The sequence below is a fragment of the Streptomyces sp. NPDC058964 genome, assembly GCF_042741275.1.
In the GTDB taxonomy this organism is placed as follows: domain Bacteria; phylum Actinomycetota; class Actinomycetes; order Streptomycetales; family Streptomycetaceae; genus Streptomyces.
In genome coordinates this window covers 20545-33796 of sequence record NZ_JBHYKH010000029.1, presented here as the reverse complement: position 1 = coordinate 33796, position 13252 = coordinate 20545, and the positions used below count along the sequence as shown (strand labels likewise).

Here is a 13252-nt window from a genome sequence, read left to right as displayed (position 1 = left end):
TTTTTTTGTTATGGGAGTTGTCACACCGATGTACCGCTAAACCGCCCACCTATGGTGCGCTTATTCGCTGACCTGCACTTATGTGCAGCGCCTCGTAAACGTGCAGGTCAGAGCGTTGAGATCGTCGTGCAGGCTGCTCGATTTGTGGGGACGGTGGGGTCAGGAAGGCTTGACCGCCGAGACCGGGGTGACGGTCACCTTGTTGTCGCACTCGGCCCACACCCCGTCGTTCAGGGCGACCTGGTGCTTCCCGGAGTGCGGCAGCCCGATGACCATCGTCGGATACGTCACCGGGTCCTTGCCCGACACGCAGTAGCCGTCGGCCTCCCCCTGGACCTGGACGAAGGTCAGCTTCACCCACGCCTTGCCGTGCGGCCGGACGGTCACGGTGGCCGCCCTGCCGGTGGGGGTGACCTTGAGCGGGGTGTTGTGGGCGGGGGAGCCGTTGCCGGCGCCCGCGACCGTCGGATGGCCCTTCAGGACGCACGTCCTCCGGGAGACGTTGGTGAACTGCACGACTGCCGCCCCGGTCCCGGTCCCGACGGGCCGGTGGACGGCCTGCCAGGCGCTGACCTGGAGGGCGGAGGCCGGGCAGGCGGGCGGCGGGGTGGAGGTGGTGGTGGTGCTCGCCGCCATGGCGGTGCCGGGCAGGATGCCGGTCACCGCCGCCGCGACGGCCGTGACCGCCGTCGTCGCCAGAGCCGCCCTGCGAATGCCGTTGCTGTGCCGCATGCTGTCGTCCCCCTGAGTCGTCTCGTCCGCGGGTTTCGGTCGTCGGTTGTTGCCCCGCGGTACGTGTGGTCGTGGTACGTGAGTGCAGAGGGGCGGGAGATCGGCAGGGTTCCGTGCGGCCACTACTTGTGACGGAACGGTGACGACAGGCTGCACCCGTGCAGATGGCTGTCAACGCAGACAGGAGCACCTCCAGCGCGCCATGGGTTTTACCACGCCCCCGGCGCGCACCGAAGGTGCGCTGAGTCGCTGACCTGCGGTGATCAAACTCCGATGACACAAAATCGCGTCCGCCAAAGTCCGATGGCAAACGGTCAAGATCTAGTGGCAAGGGACAGGCCTCGGTAGGGAGCGCAACCCGTGGACGATCATGTCTGGGGCAGCGAATCCTGAGTGAAGCTCGGGCCGTCTGTGGGCCGTCCGAGGCCGCTCGGCAGTGGCCAATGACGACCAATGACGACCACTCGGGCGTACCGGAGCGCGGCCCTGACCAGCAAGAACCCAGCTCACCAAGATCCCCGACAAGACCCAGGGCAAGAAGAAGTAAGCGGGCACGAATATGTCCCTGCCTGAATACGTGGCGTCGCTCAGCACCAGCACCTCGCCGGGAGTCGGCACGCCAGGACATAGGCATCGGCCGTCCTCACGATGTCTTCGCCGTTCAGCCGCTGCGCTCCTCTGCGACGGCGATCGTCCGGCGCAGCAGTTCTCGGGCCGCCGCCAGGCTGGCGGCTCGACGGTCCAGGTCGTTCAGTTGGGCACGCAGCTGGTCGAGGACACCAGGGCACGGGCGCAAGGTGGTGCCGTCGGCAGTGCAGGGGAGGACCCGGCGAATGATGCGTGTGGGAAGGCCGGCGGCGAGCAGGGCGCGGATCTGGCGCACGGTTTCGACGGTTTCCTCGGCGTAGTCGCGATAGCCGTTCGCGCGTCGTTCCGACCGGATCAACTCGACGCGCTCGTAGTAACGCAGGAGGCGTTCGCTGACTCCCGTGCGGCGTGAGAGCTCCCCGATCAGCATGTCTGCCCTTCCACTTGACCTTCCAACGGTGTCAGGGCGCAACGCTGCTCGGGCCGGTCGCATTCCGGGCCGGCCACCTCGCACAGGGAGAAAATGATGATCATTGACGCGCACAGTCATGTCCACGACCCGGTTGAGGATCACATCGCGCTGCTGGACGACGCTGGAGTGGATCGCGCAGTCCTCTTCAGTACACGGCCGCACCCGGAACGGGCCACGGACCTGAAGACGTTGCGTCGCGAGATGGCTGTTCTGGATAAGGCGATCGGGGGCCGGGCGAACGGGGTCGAGGGGTACCGGACCGCGTGGCGAGAGCTGGATACGGTACTGGCCGCCTACCCTCACCGTTTCATCGGCTTCAGGAGTGTGCCGCTGGACCTGCCGGCAGATCGGATCGCCGAGATAATCGACCGGGACGTGGTCGGGCACGGCCTGCGAGGAATCGGGGAATTGACACCACCTCCCGGACGGGCAGACCTCATCGAGCCGGTGTTGCGAGCGGCGGCGGACCACGGCGACCTGCCCGTGGTCGTTCACGGATTCGCACCGACCACGGCGGACGACCTGCGGACTCTGGCCCGTCTGGCGGCCGGGTATCCGACCGTGCCCCTGGTGATCAGCCAACTAGGGGGGCTGAACTGGATGGACGCGATCGAGTTGGTCCGGGATACCCCCAGCATGTTCCTGGAACTGTCGACGGCCCACCTGATCTTTGCCGTCCGGCTGGCCATCAAGGAGCTCCCGGACCGGACCCTCTTCGGCTCAGACGCCCCCTACGGAGACCCGGTCCTCACTCGCGCGACCGTCGAGCGCGTCACCACACCAGGTGAGGTACGGGACATGGTGCTGGGAGGAACGGCCGCCCGGCTCCTCCAGCTCACCTGAGGACTGTCCCGCACGAGGCAGCGCCACGTCGTCCAGAGCCGCCCTCAGCCGTATCCCTCGGCACGGCGGTGGTTGCTGTACAGCAGCGAAGTGCAGCGAAGTGCAGCGAAGAGCCGCGGTACGCGGAACACCTCCCAGTGGAACGATCCTGAGTCGCTCGCCGTCGAGGCGCTGCACATAGCCCTGAACCAGGGGAGCGAGTCGCCCGGTACTGATCAAGAACCTTGGACTCGTGGATTCACTCTGGGGCACGCTCATGACTGTGAGTGGTTCGCTCAGATCTATGCCGATGTCGAGTTGACGCAGAGCCGCTGGGTCTTCCGCGACAACAGGCAGGGCGCGGACCGCATCTTGAGCGGAGCCCCTGTCTGGGTTCGCACTGCGGGCCCAGGCTCGGTGATCCGGTACAGGGAGCTACGACGAGCGGCGAGGAGGCGCCCCCGCAGGCTGCTGTTTCTGGGCCGGGGCCGCCGTCACAGCACTAGCTAACCGTCTCAGTTTCCGTCTCATTCAGCGCCGTTCACCGACGTTCAGCCAGGACCGAAGGCGGCACCAGCTCCCAGGACTGGCCTCGTATGAACGCAGATGAACGACCATGCTCAAGGCGCCTACGACCACCACCACAGTTGGAAGAGTGCGCGTGTTACTTCAAGCCATGCCACCTGTTTCGAGCCCAGCCGCTCCCCGGCCTACCTAGGATGCCGAGCGTGAAGGTTCTGGAGATCATGCGACGAATCAAGGGCTTCAGCACGCCGCTCGGCGGCGTGGACTGGGACCTGCCGCTTCCCCAACGGGCCGTGGCCGAGAAGGTTGTTGTCTACCTGGAGGACCGCAGAGTCCTCACAATGCCGCGTGCCGTCATGCACGCGGTCGAGGCGGCAGCGACCTCACCCTCGCCCACCAGCCGGCCGCCCCCGAGTCGCCCACCGGCTGGATCCTCTTCCCGCCCGGCCACGGCCGCTTCGCACCGTCCACCGAGCCCTGCCCGGTCCCCGGCGTGGAACTCACCGTCCATCTGGAGCCCGGCACCGAGTGCACGGGCCTGGAGTACGCCGCCCAGTCCGCCGCCGACGCCCTGGTCACCGGGGACTCCGCCCAGGAGATCCGCAAGCGCCTCACGCTGCTGACCGAGTGGTGGAACCTGCACACCTCTTGGCTCTGACCTGCAGCTCTGACAAAAGACGACCCTCAGCTGGGTAAATCGTCAGAGCTACGAAGGCAGACGAGTCGGGCTGCACGCCGGGCGCAGAGCGAGACGGCCGCCGTCACCACCAACGTCCCGCTCCGCGTCGCGGCGATTCCACTTCCCATGTTCTTCGGATCCCGCCGGGGGCACTCGCCGGTCAGCCAGCGAGAACCAGGGTCTGACCAGCGCGGATGCCGATGCGAGAGAGCGGGAATCAGTCTCACTGGCTCCCGCTCTTTCTCGTTGCCTCTCACTCTTCGCGCACTATCTGCGATACGCGCGACACACCTCCGACACATTCACGTGTGGAGGCCACGCGGCGGCGGAAGGATGCGGATATGCCCAGGCCGAGGAGCTTCACCGCGTGGTTGAAGACCCACGCCGATCAGGACAACGCCATTGGTGATCTCGCCCGGGATGTCTCACGCGGTCCCGACTGGCCCTCACGCAAGGGCCTGCCGGGCCAGCGCACCTACCTTGATGAGCGCGGCGCCATTCCGGCGGCCATAGAGACACTCGAACGTGTCTGGACTCAGTACGAGCAGCACAAAGCCGCTCAAGACGGATTCCGGCGGCCCGGCCCTTCACGGCTAGTGCCGTAGCAGGCAACGTTTGCTCTGTTGTGATGTGACGAGCCGCTCAGGTGCTGGCACAGGCGATGCGCCACCATGAGTCTGTCCGGGTGGCAGAACGTGTACGCGTTCGTGAGATCGATGGCTGAAGGCCGGAGGTTGCTGCAAAGCCCAGCACCGGGATCGGTATTCCGGGCTCCGCACCCTTGTCGATCTCGCGGGTCATCCTTCGGAGGGACGCGGGGCGCGCAGGTGCGCCCGTTCCTTCAGCTCCTCCTCGTCGACCAACGTAAGCATCGGCTGCCCCGGTGCGCACACCATGATCACCACGAACTTGGTCGGTGCGTCCGACAGGGCGTTGCCGTCCTGGTAGTGGATCACGTCACCGCCCGGCTCCCAGAACGTCCCACCGGCCTTGATCACACGCTCGGGCTCCCCCTCGAGTTCGAACCGGAGCGCGCCTTCCATCACGTAGCCGAACGACGGGCCCGAGTGGCGATGCGGAGGGAGCCCGGGGTGACCGGGAGGCCAATCGACGAGGATGGTCATTCCCGAACCACCTTCGGGAAAGAAGGGCGGAGTGACTTCCTGCAGCAACTTGACTTCGGGCGGCAAGGAGACCTCGTGGGCGCTCCCGTGCTCTGGGTTCTTCTCTGGCATGTACCACACCTCCGTAAGCCTGTCCGGAATGGACGTTTCCTGCCTCGGCCACCGCGTTCCGGACCGGTGTACCGACCCACTCGTTCGGCGGTGACCGAGTTCGCCGGTTCCCGGCTCACACACCTCGCTTCGCGATGAGGACAAGCCACAGCCCGCATCCGTGACAGGCCGTGTGCCCTCTGCCTCGCCGAAACGGTCTCGAGACCACCCTGCCTCCCGTCGGCGGCCGCCACAATCCGGGAGCCGGCGACATCGAGACCGCATCGCACCATGTCATCGGCGGGCTCTGGCGAAACCGTCACGACGACGACCAGCGCCTACGAGCCGTCGTCAACAGGGCAACGTTGCCTGATATGGCACTACTAGGCCGTGTCGCCGTCTTCTTCCAGCGCCTTTGTGATCTTCGGGTTGGCGGCTTCCTCGTGGCCATCACTGCAGCCGTGATAGCGGCGGTGGATCACCTCGGGGGAGTTACCGACTCGCCGGGCCACCTCCGCGATCGGTACTCCCGCGTTCAGCCGTCGCGTAATGCGGGCGTGCCGTAGGTCGTACGGGCGTCCGGCCAACGGCGGGTCGACCCGATCGGGCGGCAGCGCGTACTCCCGCGCTTCCGCCCACACCCGCCAGTAGGTGGATGTGCCGGCCGCTCCCCCGCGCTCGTTGCCGAAACTCGCCCTTCCTTGTCATTGGAGCCGACGTGCTTTCGCCGGGCGCGCTGAGGCGGGTTCCCCGAGAGGCCCCCTGCGACCACCGCGTGTTCGAGAGCGGTGTTCAGGGCCCGGCGGCGACGCCTGTACGTGTCGCCCGCGGCCGGGGTGCCGTTTAGCTCGAACATCGCAGCGTCTGCCACATCGCCCACTGGACGATCCGTCGTGTCAGGCGGGGTGCGCGTACGCGATCTTCCAAACTAGCTACGCGGGTTCGATTCCCGTCGCACGCTCCAACATGACTCAGGCCCAGGTCAGCAGGTGAATTTACCCCTCCCTGGGCCTGAGTCGTTTGAGACCAGATCAGGCGTCAGAGCTCGACCGCGAGATGGCCTCGCTCCCTGGGAGAGTGAGGGCCTTCGTTGCGCCGTAAAGCGGCCAGCGTCAGCTGTGCGCACCCCACCAGACGTACCGATGGGGGTCGATGCCGTTCTCGTTGAGGTCGGTGGCATATACGGCATCACCGTTGGCCGAGGTGCGCAGGTACTCCCCCCAACCAGCCCCGATGTCGCAGAGGAGCTGGTTGCCGTCGGCGCTCCACCACTGCCCGGGGGCATTCCCGCAGGGGCTCGTCCAGACAGCGTTGACCGAGGTGTGGGCGTCCGTGGTGAGGCAGTCACCGTTGGCTTTGCTCACCAGTCGGCGGAATACCTTCCCGTCGAAGCTACGGGTGTAGGAATTCGCACCCCAGTACCAGTTCCGGGTGGCGAGCGAGTCGTTGCAGGTGTCCGACCAGACGCTGTCGCTCACGGTCGACGAGACGAGGCATGCGCCCTCGTAATCGTTCATGTACGTCCAGTAGGTCGTCGCGGACGCAGTGGACATCGCGCCCGCCACCGTGAGCATGAGGGCGGCGAGTCCCATGGGCACGGCCAGTCTCAAGGTCTTCACAGATTTCATGATCGGGAGGATTGGACGCCGAGGAGGCGTCTAGATAAATTGAACGTGAACATGTCATGTCGCTGCACAGTACAACCAGGGCCGCCCTCCAGGCGCCGCGTACCCAGGGCATGGGAACTCCACCACCGCCGGTCTTGGTGGCCCGACTCGTGCCTGGGGATGGGGCAGTAACTCCGCAAGGGCCGGTCTTTCAGCCGCCGGCAAGGGCGACGAGCTTGATGAAGACCAACTCGGGAGCGGTGGTGAGATCCACGACTTCGTCCAGGTCCTCGGCCTGGCGGTCGCCGGCCAGCACGAAGAACCCGTTGGCCAGGAAGGCGCTCTCGGCGATCTCGGCCTGGCGCTCCCAGTCGATGCGGCGGGGTTCGCGCAGTCGGTAGCCGTTCAGCTCCGTCTCGGCGTCGTCGGGGCGGACGAGGCCGTTGAAGCGGTCGGCCGGGCGGGCGTTGTGCCGGGCGACCTCCTCGCGGACCCGGAGCCTGATCAGCTCCCGTACGGTCATCCGTTCCGGTAGCCCGGCGACCTCCCACTCGGTGAGCGGCTTGCCCGTCGCGGTCTCGTCCCGGAACGTCACGGTGGCCATCAGGCACCTCGCTTGATCTGCGTGAGAATGGACTCGTCGGTGATACTCGTGTCGGCGGCCAGTAGAAATGCCTTGCTGAGGATCAGGGAGAGCCGGTCGTCCTCGAACGGCAGGAATACCTTGCCGTCCGCCGGGCGCCGGGCCGGGACGATGCACAGGTAGCTGTCGTCCGGTTCCATCAGGATGTTGGCCGACCCCAGATGGATCTTGTAGGTGCGCAGATCGCCGCGGACGATCACGAAGCGGCCGTCGAGTGTGCACCGGGCGGCGATCTTCAGGCGCGGCAGGATCCGCGCCAGCACGTCGCGGCGTGCCTCGGCGCTCTCCGTCAGCTCGGCGAACCCTGCCCGCTCCCAGTAGGTGCGCTGGGGGCCGCCGTCGGTCCAGTCGGGATCGGCGGCGATCGAGGCCACGCCGACGAAGAGGTCGACGTCGCGCATCGCCTCGCTGAACACCAGTGCGGGCACGTCGGTGAGCGGTGCCCCGCGCCAGGCTCCGTTCACCCGGCGGTCGAAGCGCACCTGGTCGGTCGAGGCCAGTTCGTCGTCGCCCGCCCAGTCGGCCCAGCTGTGGAGGAAGCGGACCCGCCACTTCCCCGCCGCAAGGGTGCGCTCGGCCTCGTCGCCGTCCCCGCCGTCCCAGGGGCCGAGCCGGTCGCTCTTCCATCCCCGGGCCCGGAACAGGGCGAACATCTTGCGGTAGTGGACGAGGTGCGCGGCGAAGCGGTTGGAGTAGACGCGGGTGTCCTCCTCGGCCGGGGTCAGGAGGTATATCTCGCGGAACGCCTGCTTGAACGGCTGTCGGATCCGCCGTTCGGTGAGCAGGTCCCGCCAGGCCCGTACGGCGTCGGGATCGGAGCGGAGGGGGTGCCAGAGCCGTACGGAGGCGTCGTCGGGCGCGTCGGGAAGGTGCTCGTCCGTCTCGGGCAGTACGGCCCGCCACTCGCCGGGTGCGACCTCGATCTCCCAGATCAGCCGGCGTACGAGGGTCCGGGCGAGGGGGTGCCCGGCCAGTTCGGTGCGCCACCAGCCGTACGGGTGGACGGCGTCGACGGTGAAGCCGCCCTCCAACGCGCGTACGAGGGTGACGAGGTGGGCGTTCACCCGCTTCACCAGCTCGCGCAGCTCCTTGACCAGGGCCGCATGGTCGCGGCGGACCGGCGCCGGGACGCTGCGCAGCGGGCGGCCGTCCTTCTCCCAGGTCAGCGTCGCGTTGTCCGTGACCATGATGACGGCCTGGTAGTCGCCGGCCGTACGGCGCAGGACGCCGCCCGCGGCGGAGCCGCTGACGGACGCAGTGTCGAACTCCAGCCTCGGCAGCCGTAGCGCCACGTCGGTGCGCTCGGCCAGGGCCGCGTCGGCCTTCTTGAGCATCTTGTCGAGTTGCTTGGGCACCCCGGCGTGCCGGACGGTCCGGCGCACGGTGCGGATCGCGGTCACCAGCTCGGGCGTCGGGAAGTCCTGTGCGGCGCGGACCACCTCGTACAGCAGGGCCTGTGAGGGAAGCGTCTTCGCCGGCGTCGGGGCGAGGGCGACGCCGGGCAGCAGCCGCTCGAACAGCTCCGGCAGCCAGGGCTCGTCGCGCAGCAGCGCCACCCGCAGGGCCTGTCCGAGCGAAGTGATCTCCCGGTCCGTGAACGCCTTGTCCGCCCGGTAGGGGATCTCGCCCGCCCGGATCGCGTCGGTGCGGTCGGCCGCCGCTTCCAGGGCGCGGCGAGCGAACGCCACGTAGGCGGGGTTGCCGGCCGATCCGCGCCACGCGTGCGCGAGTGGCGAGACGAGCCTGTGGTCCCGGTCGATCTCGGACAGCAGCGCCTGTTCGGCCGGGGCGAGGCCGGCGACGGCGGCCATCTCGTCGGCGACGATGGGGCCCACGTCACGGGAGAGGCGCTCCACGGCCGCGCGCAGTGTCCCGTCACCGGCGAGCCCCGCGACCGCGAGCAGCGCGTACGGCTGACGCACGGTGTCCTTCTCCAGCCAGAACTCGACCAACGCGCGGGCTGGTCGGGACACGTCGGGCAGGGGTCCTGCGCGGCGTTCCAGCGCGCCCAGGCCCAGGGTGAGGTCCGCCCAGCCGTGCGCCTGGCACTTTTGGACGAGTGCCTCGAACATCGCGCGGCACGCGTCGGGCGTATAACGCGGCTGCCGCTCCCGGGCGGCGCGCTCGACCATGAAGCGGACCATTGTCATCGCGGGCGTGGCCGAGGCGTCCAGTCTGTAGGCCGCCACGAGGAGGCTGCCGAGTTCCTCGTCGGACACCTGCGACAGGTCCGGATGCCTGTCCGCGTCCTCGAGGACGAAGTCCGGCTCGGTCAGCGCGCGCGTCAGCCGGGCTGCGATGTTCATCAGGTGCCCCTCTTGATCTGGCGGAGGATGGTCTTGTCGGTGATCCTGGTGTCGGCCGCGAGCAGGAACGCGTGCCGCGGCCAGGGCATGACCGCGCGGCGGCCATCGGCATCGAGCTGCTCGGCGGCGTTCGGCACCGGCCCCAGCGAACTGGCGAACCAGTGGCCCGTGTCGTAGGCGGCCGGCAAGAGGCACAGGACCGCGGCCCTGCCCTCCCCGTCCGCGCAGGCCGTGAGCCGCCGGTCGATCTCGGCCCGGGTCACCGCGCCCGCCGCCTCGTACCGCTGGTGGCCGTCGTACGTGCATCGCCGGAACTCGGTCCGCCGACGTGCCAAGAGGTCGACGAGCCAACGGACGCGGTGCAGCGCGGCGGACCTCACGACGTCGAGCGAGTCGTTCCTGCGGGATTCGGCCACCAAGGTGTCGTGAAGCATGGCGGGATGATGTCAGGGGGGTCTGACAATGCGGTCAACCCCCGGGATTCCCATGTCTGTTGGATCACAGGGTCCAGCTGCCGGCGGCCAAGAGCCGGTCCACGCAGGGCGTCCGGGACCGCGAGTCGGGTCAGGGCCGGGGAAACACCGGGCGTCCACGCGTGTGCTGGGGGCGCGCCGGGCAGGGGCGCGCGTCCGCGCCGGCCGAGCCGCACCCGCCGGCCGGGACGGGGGCCGGGCCCCTGCACGCCCGCGGCTGGGTGCTGCACCACGTCGGGCGGCCGACGTTAGGCCGCGACGCACCTGCGACCGCCGGTGGTCTCCTCGCCGGGCCTTCCGCCGCGCAGTCCGCCGAGTCCGCGGAACTGCTCGGCGAGTTCCTGACAGCACTCGCGGGCGTCCCGGCTGCGTCCAGGTGGCCACGCCCGGCTGCGTCCAGGTGCCCATGCGCCGCAGAGGAGGCGGCCGGCGTGGCACTTGGACCTCCCTACAGACCCCGACGCCCGCTGGAGCGACGCACGCTGGAACGCGGTCGTCGTACCGGTCCGGTCCCTGCGGGCACGCGGCGCACAGGCCGGGGACGAGCATCGGATGGCCGATCGCGGGCTGGACGAGGAGGACCTGGAGGAGGGGGACAGCTGGGGCGACGACCGTTCACTCAGCCGACCGTTCGACCGACCGGCCAGGGCCGCCTCCGAGACGCCGTCCGGCTCATAGACCCTGTTCGTCCATCAGGCGCATCAGGTTCCGCTTGCGCTTCTGGGCGGTGCGCAGGGCGGTGACGTACACGGCGAACTCGTCCTCCGTCCCGAGGCGTCGGTGGCAGTCCCGGATGCTCAGCAGCAGACCGACGAGCTGTTCGTAGATCGCGTTGCCGGTCTGCTCGGTGAGCGGCTCGGCCAGGCGCAGGTAGACACCGAGCGCGTCGGCGGGACGGTCGGCCCGCGCCTGGTCGGCGAGGGCAAGCCACTGGCGGTCGTGGGCTCCGGTTCGGGTGGCGGCCTGCCAGGCGGCGTCGACGTCCTTGTCGTCGAGCAGGGCGTCGACCAGGACGGGACCGCCGTACCACCCCTGTTGCCGCCGCTCCGTGTCGGCACGCAGCAGGGCAAGGGCTCCCCCGCGCTCGGCCGGCCAGCAGTCCGCGGCCCGCGCGGCGGCGCGCAGCTGCTGGTACGCGGCCAGGGTGCGGCGGGCGCGGAAGTGGTCGCGGCGCACGGCGACGGCATCCGGCAGACGGTCCGCCTGGGTGTAGCGGTCGCAGAGGTAGTCGACGAGGGCGGTGTCGACGGCGGCGAGGTCCCGGGTTTCCCGGATGCCGCGTTCTGCCCAGCGCAGGGCCTCGTCGGAGCGCCGGGCCGTGTCCAGCTCGCGGGCGATGATCAGGTGCGTGTGGCCGTTCGGAGCGAGGTCGGCCGCGTGTACGGCGATCACCGCGTCGACATCGCCTCCCGCCTTGGCCAGACGCTCCATCAGGTACTTCTCCGCCCAGCCGCGACGGTTGCCGCGCCACGCCTCGAGCGCCGACTTCCGCAGGACGGCCAGTCCCTCTTCACCGAGGACGTCCTCGTAATCGAGCGGATCGATGTCGGTCAGGCCGTCGTCGATGTCGCCGAGCGCATGGCCCACCAGCCAGCGCGCGAGCTGCCCGGGGTCGGGGCGGGCCGCGCGGCACGCGTCGAGGTGGAGGTCGGCGAGGTCCGCACCGATCTGCCCCAGCCGGCCGTCCGAGTCGTCGACGCTCTCCACCGCCTCGGCCAGCAGCCGCATCGCCTCCCGCGCCAGGGTGATCGCGTCAGTGGCCCGGCCGGAGCCGGTCAGCGCCCTGATCGCGGACGCCGCCTGCCCGGCCTGGCCGGCGTAGGCGCGGGCATCCGTGTACGCGACGTACCCGTACTGCGCGAAGGGACCGGCGTCGAGCAGGTCGCGGATACGGGCCCGGACCGCGGCAAGGTCCCCGCGGACGCTCGCGGCGCGCAGTTCCAGGCGGCGACGCAGCTGCCGGTCCTCGTCGATCTGTTCCCGCAGCAGAGCGAGCAACTCGTCCTTGGACATGGCGGACAGCCACCCGTCGAGGTCCTGCGCGCGCTCCCGGGCCGCCTTCCGCTGCCGGGGCAGGGCCTCCCGCTGGGCGAGCACCCTCAGGCCCAGGGCGACCAGGTGCTTGCAGAAGTTGCCCTCCATGCCGTACGGGCAGTCGCATCGGCCGGTCAGGCCGCCGGGCCCGTCCAGGGTCAGCTCCACCTCGTACCGTTCCGTGCCGTGAACGCTCGCGGTGATCCATCCGTCACCGACCTCGACTCCGGACACCGCATCCAGATATCCGAGCGCGCGCTCGAAAGAACGGGCACCGGCCAGCTTCTTGAGGTTGGCCTCGGTGAGACTGTCCATGGTCTGCGCCTACTCCGGGTTACGTACTTGACAACCCGCCAGCCTAGGGCTGCCGGGATGCGCGGACCCACAGGTTCGGCCGCTCACCCGTCACCCCTCACCCGTCAGCCCTCACCCGTGGTACAGCACCCGGACCACGATCGCGTCGGGCGGCAGGGTGTCCAGGTAGTCGTTGAAGTGGCGGTCTCCCTCCGGGCCGGCGACGGACAGCCAGTGGCCCTCCAGGGTGAGCAGGGCGGGTGTGGGCAGGGCGGCGTTCGCGGCGTCGCGGACGTGGGTGTCGAGGTCGTTGCCCAGGTGGGCGACCGGGTCGCCGCCCACCAGGTCCTCCAGGTCCGGTCGTTCCATGAGTGCCGCGATGGCCGGCTGTGTGCGGAAGTCCTCCAGGGCACGGGCCTGCGGGTAGTGCTCGGGATCGGCGACGTACCGGGACCAGAAGTGGCTCATGGGACGCGCGGGCGGGTACCCGGAGGCGAACTCCTGCCATGTCTCGAAGGCCCTCCGCGCCTCCGCGGCCGCTCGGGCGCGCGGGGTCTCCAGGTCCAGCAGGCCTCGCGGCCCGCCGGCGCACAGCCCGGAGGGGGTCCCGGTACCCCGGATCAGACGCGGGTCGTCCTCGTGCCCCGGGACGACCGGGAACTCGCAGCCCCGGCCGTCGATGCGCCAGTAGTCCCACCATGTCTCCACGACCGGCTCGCCGGGGGCGAATACGCGGTTGTAGTCGTACGGTGCCATGACCGTGCCGATCGCGCGGGGCACGTCCCCCGGGTCGCACCGGGGGACGCACACGGTCACTCGTTCCTTCGCCATGGCCCTTGCGGCCCTCTCCTCGGTCTCCCGCC

Annotated in this window: 14 protein-coding genes; 4 read left to right on the top strand and 10 right to left on the bottom strand. The window is 69.2% G+C overall.

The annotated features are described in order from the left end of the window. Window positions 1-159 precede the first annotated feature (159 nt). Together ACFW2E_RS06160 and ACFW2E_RS06155 are read right to left on the bottom strand one after the other, a co-directional pair. Window positions 160-732, bottom strand: coding sequence for a DUF4232 domain-containing protein (locus ACFW2E_RS06160; protein ID WP_384462168.1), 573 nt, complete (start codon window positions 730-732; stop codon window positions 160-162). Window positions 733-1393: 661 nt separating this feature from the next. Next, window positions 1394-1750: a MerR family transcriptional regulator gene (locus ACFW2E_RS06155; protein ID WP_384462165.1), complete on the bottom strand. Its 357-nt coding sequence runs from the start codon at window positions 1748-1750 to the stop codon at window positions 1394-1396. A 243-nt stretch (window positions 1751-1993) separates the two neighbouring features. Between ACFW2E_RS06155 and ACFW2E_RS06150 the strand changes: the two genes are divergently transcribed. From ACFW2E_RS06150 to ACFW2E_RS06140, 3 genes are all read left to right on the top strand, one after another. Continuing rightward, window positions 1994-2635: an amidohydrolase family protein gene (locus ACFW2E_RS06150; protein WP_384462163.1), complete on the top strand. Its 642-nt coding sequence runs from the start codon at window positions 1994-1996 to the stop codon at window positions 2633-2635. Between the two features lie 997 nt (window positions 2636-3632). After that, window positions 3633-3797, top strand: coding sequence for a hypothetical protein (locus tag ACFW2E_RS06145; protein WP_384462160.1), 165 nt, complete (start codon window positions 3633-3635; stop codon window positions 3795-3797). Between the two features lie 215 nt (window positions 3798-4012). Beyond that, window positions 4013-4423: a YozE family protein gene (locus tag ACFW2E_RS06140; protein WP_384462157.1), complete on the top strand. Its 411-nt coding sequence runs from the start codon at window positions 4013-4015 to the stop codon at window positions 4421-4423. 192 nt (window positions 4424-4615) lie between these two features. On the opposite strand, the gene ACFW2E_RS06135 is transcribed toward ACFW2E_RS06140, so the two are convergent. The 6 genes from ACFW2E_RS06135 to ACFW2E_RS06110 all read right to left on the bottom strand — a co-directional run bounded on the left by ACFW2E_RS06135 (window position 4616) and on the right by ACFW2E_RS06110 (window position 10022). Further along, the gene (locus ACFW2E_RS06135; RefSeq protein ID WP_384462154.1) at window positions 4616-5053 is read right to left on the bottom strand and encodes a cupin domain-containing protein; all 438 of its coding nucleotides are present in this window, start codon (window positions 5051-5053) and stop codon (window positions 4616-4618) included. A gap of 362 nt (window positions 5054-5415) precedes the next feature. Further along, complete coding sequence (locus ACFW2E_RS06130; RefSeq protein ID WP_384462151.1) at window positions 5416-5673, bottom strand: hypothetical protein; 258 nt, start codon at window positions 5671-5673, stop codon at window positions 5416-5418. A 471-nt stretch (window positions 5674-6144) separates the two neighbouring features. Beyond that, entirely contained in the window at window positions 6145-6660 is a 516-nt protein-coding gene (locus ACFW2E_RS06125; RefSeq protein WP_384462148.1) for a hypothetical protein, read from the bottom strand. Between the two features lie 190 nt (window positions 6661-6850). Next, a complete protein-coding gene (locus tag ACFW2E_RS06120; RefSeq protein ID WP_384462145.1) occupies window positions 6851-7243 on the bottom strand; it encodes a hypothetical protein in 393 nt (130 codons plus the stop codon). Beyond that, entirely contained in the window at window positions 7243-9588 is a 2346-nt protein-coding gene (locus ACFW2E_RS06115) for a DUF4132 domain-containing protein (RefSeq protein ID WP_384462142.1), read from the bottom strand. Before ACFW2E_RS06115 ends, ACFW2E_RS06120 begins: the two co-directional genes overlap by 1 nt. Then, window positions 9588-10022 (bottom strand): hypothetical protein, encoded by a 435-nt coding sequence (locus ACFW2E_RS06110; RefSeq protein WP_384462139.1) that lies wholly within the window; start codon window positions 10020-10022, stop codon window positions 9588-9590. Before ACFW2E_RS06110 ends, ACFW2E_RS06115 begins: the two co-directional genes overlap by 1 nt. Window positions 10023-10499: 477 nt before the next feature. On the opposite strand from ACFW2E_RS06110, the gene ACFW2E_RS06105 reads away from it, so the two are divergent. Further along, window positions 10500-10739, top strand: a complete 240-nt coding sequence (locus ACFW2E_RS06105) for a hypothetical protein (protein WP_384462136.1) — start codon at window positions 10500-10502, stop codon at window positions 10737-10739. On the opposite strand, the gene ACFW2E_RS06100 is transcribed toward ACFW2E_RS06105, so the two are convergent. After that, the gene (locus ACFW2E_RS06100; RefSeq protein WP_384462133.1) at window positions 10734-12410 is read right to left on the bottom strand and encodes an SWIM zinc finger domain-containing protein; all 1677 of its coding nucleotides are present in this window, start codon (window positions 12408-12410) and stop codon (window positions 10734-10736) included. The genes ACFW2E_RS06105 and ACFW2E_RS06100 overlap by 6 nt on opposite strands. Window positions 12411-12521: 111 nt before the next feature. After that, on the bottom strand, window positions 12522-13220 hold the full coding sequence (locus tag ACFW2E_RS06095; RefSeq protein ID WP_384462130.1) for a hypothetical protein: 699 nt from the start codon (window positions 13218-13220) through the stop codon (window positions 12522-12524). Between the last annotated feature and the right edge of the window lie 32 nt (window positions 13221-13252).

Bases quoted from the DNA above. Each gene is read 5' to 3' on its own strand.
- ACFW2E_RS06160 (WP_384462168.1), bottom strand. From the start codon at position 732: ATGCGGCACAGCAACGGCATTCGCAGGGCGGCTCTGGCGACGACGGCG.
- ACFW2E_RS06155 (WP_384462165.1), bottom strand. From the start codon at position 1,750: ATGCTGATCGGGGAGCTCTCACGCCGCACGGGAGTCAGCGAACGCCTC.
- ACFW2E_RS06150 (WP_384462163.1), top strand. From the start codon at position 1,994: ATGGCTGTTCTGGATAAGGCGATCGGGGGCCGGGCGAACGGGGTCGAG.
- ACFW2E_RS06140 (WP_384462157.1), top strand. From the start codon at position 4,013: ATGCCGATGCGAGAGAGCGGGAATCAGTCTCACTGGCTCCCGCTCTTT.
- ACFW2E_RS06135 (WP_384462154.1), bottom strand. From the start codon at position 5,053: ATGCCAGAGAAGAACCCAGAGCACGGGAGCGCCCACGAGGTCTCCTTG.
- ACFW2E_RS06125 (WP_384462148.1), bottom strand. From the start codon at position 6,660: ATGAAATCTGTGAAGACCTTGAGACTGGCCGTGCCCATGGGACTCGCC.
- ACFW2E_RS06120 (WP_384462145.1), bottom strand. From the start codon at position 7,243: ATGGCCACCGTGACGTTCCGGGACGAGACCGCGACGGGCAAGCCGCTC.
- ACFW2E_RS06115 (WP_384462142.1), bottom strand. From the start codon at position 9,588: ATGAACATCGCAGCCCGGCTGACGCGCGCGCTGACCGAGCCGGACTTC.
- ACFW2E_RS06110 (WP_384462139.1), bottom strand. From the start codon at position 10,022: ATGCTTCACGACACCTTGGTGGCCGAATCCCGCAGGAACGACTCGCTC.
- ACFW2E_RS06100 (WP_384462133.1), bottom strand. From the start codon at position 12,410: ATGGACAGTCTCACCGAGGCCAACCTCAAGAAGCTGGCCGGTGCCCGT.
- ACFW2E_RS06095 (WP_384462130.1), bottom strand. From the start codon at position 13,220: ATGGCGAAGGAACGAGTGACCGTGTGCGTCCCCCGGTGCGACCCGGGG.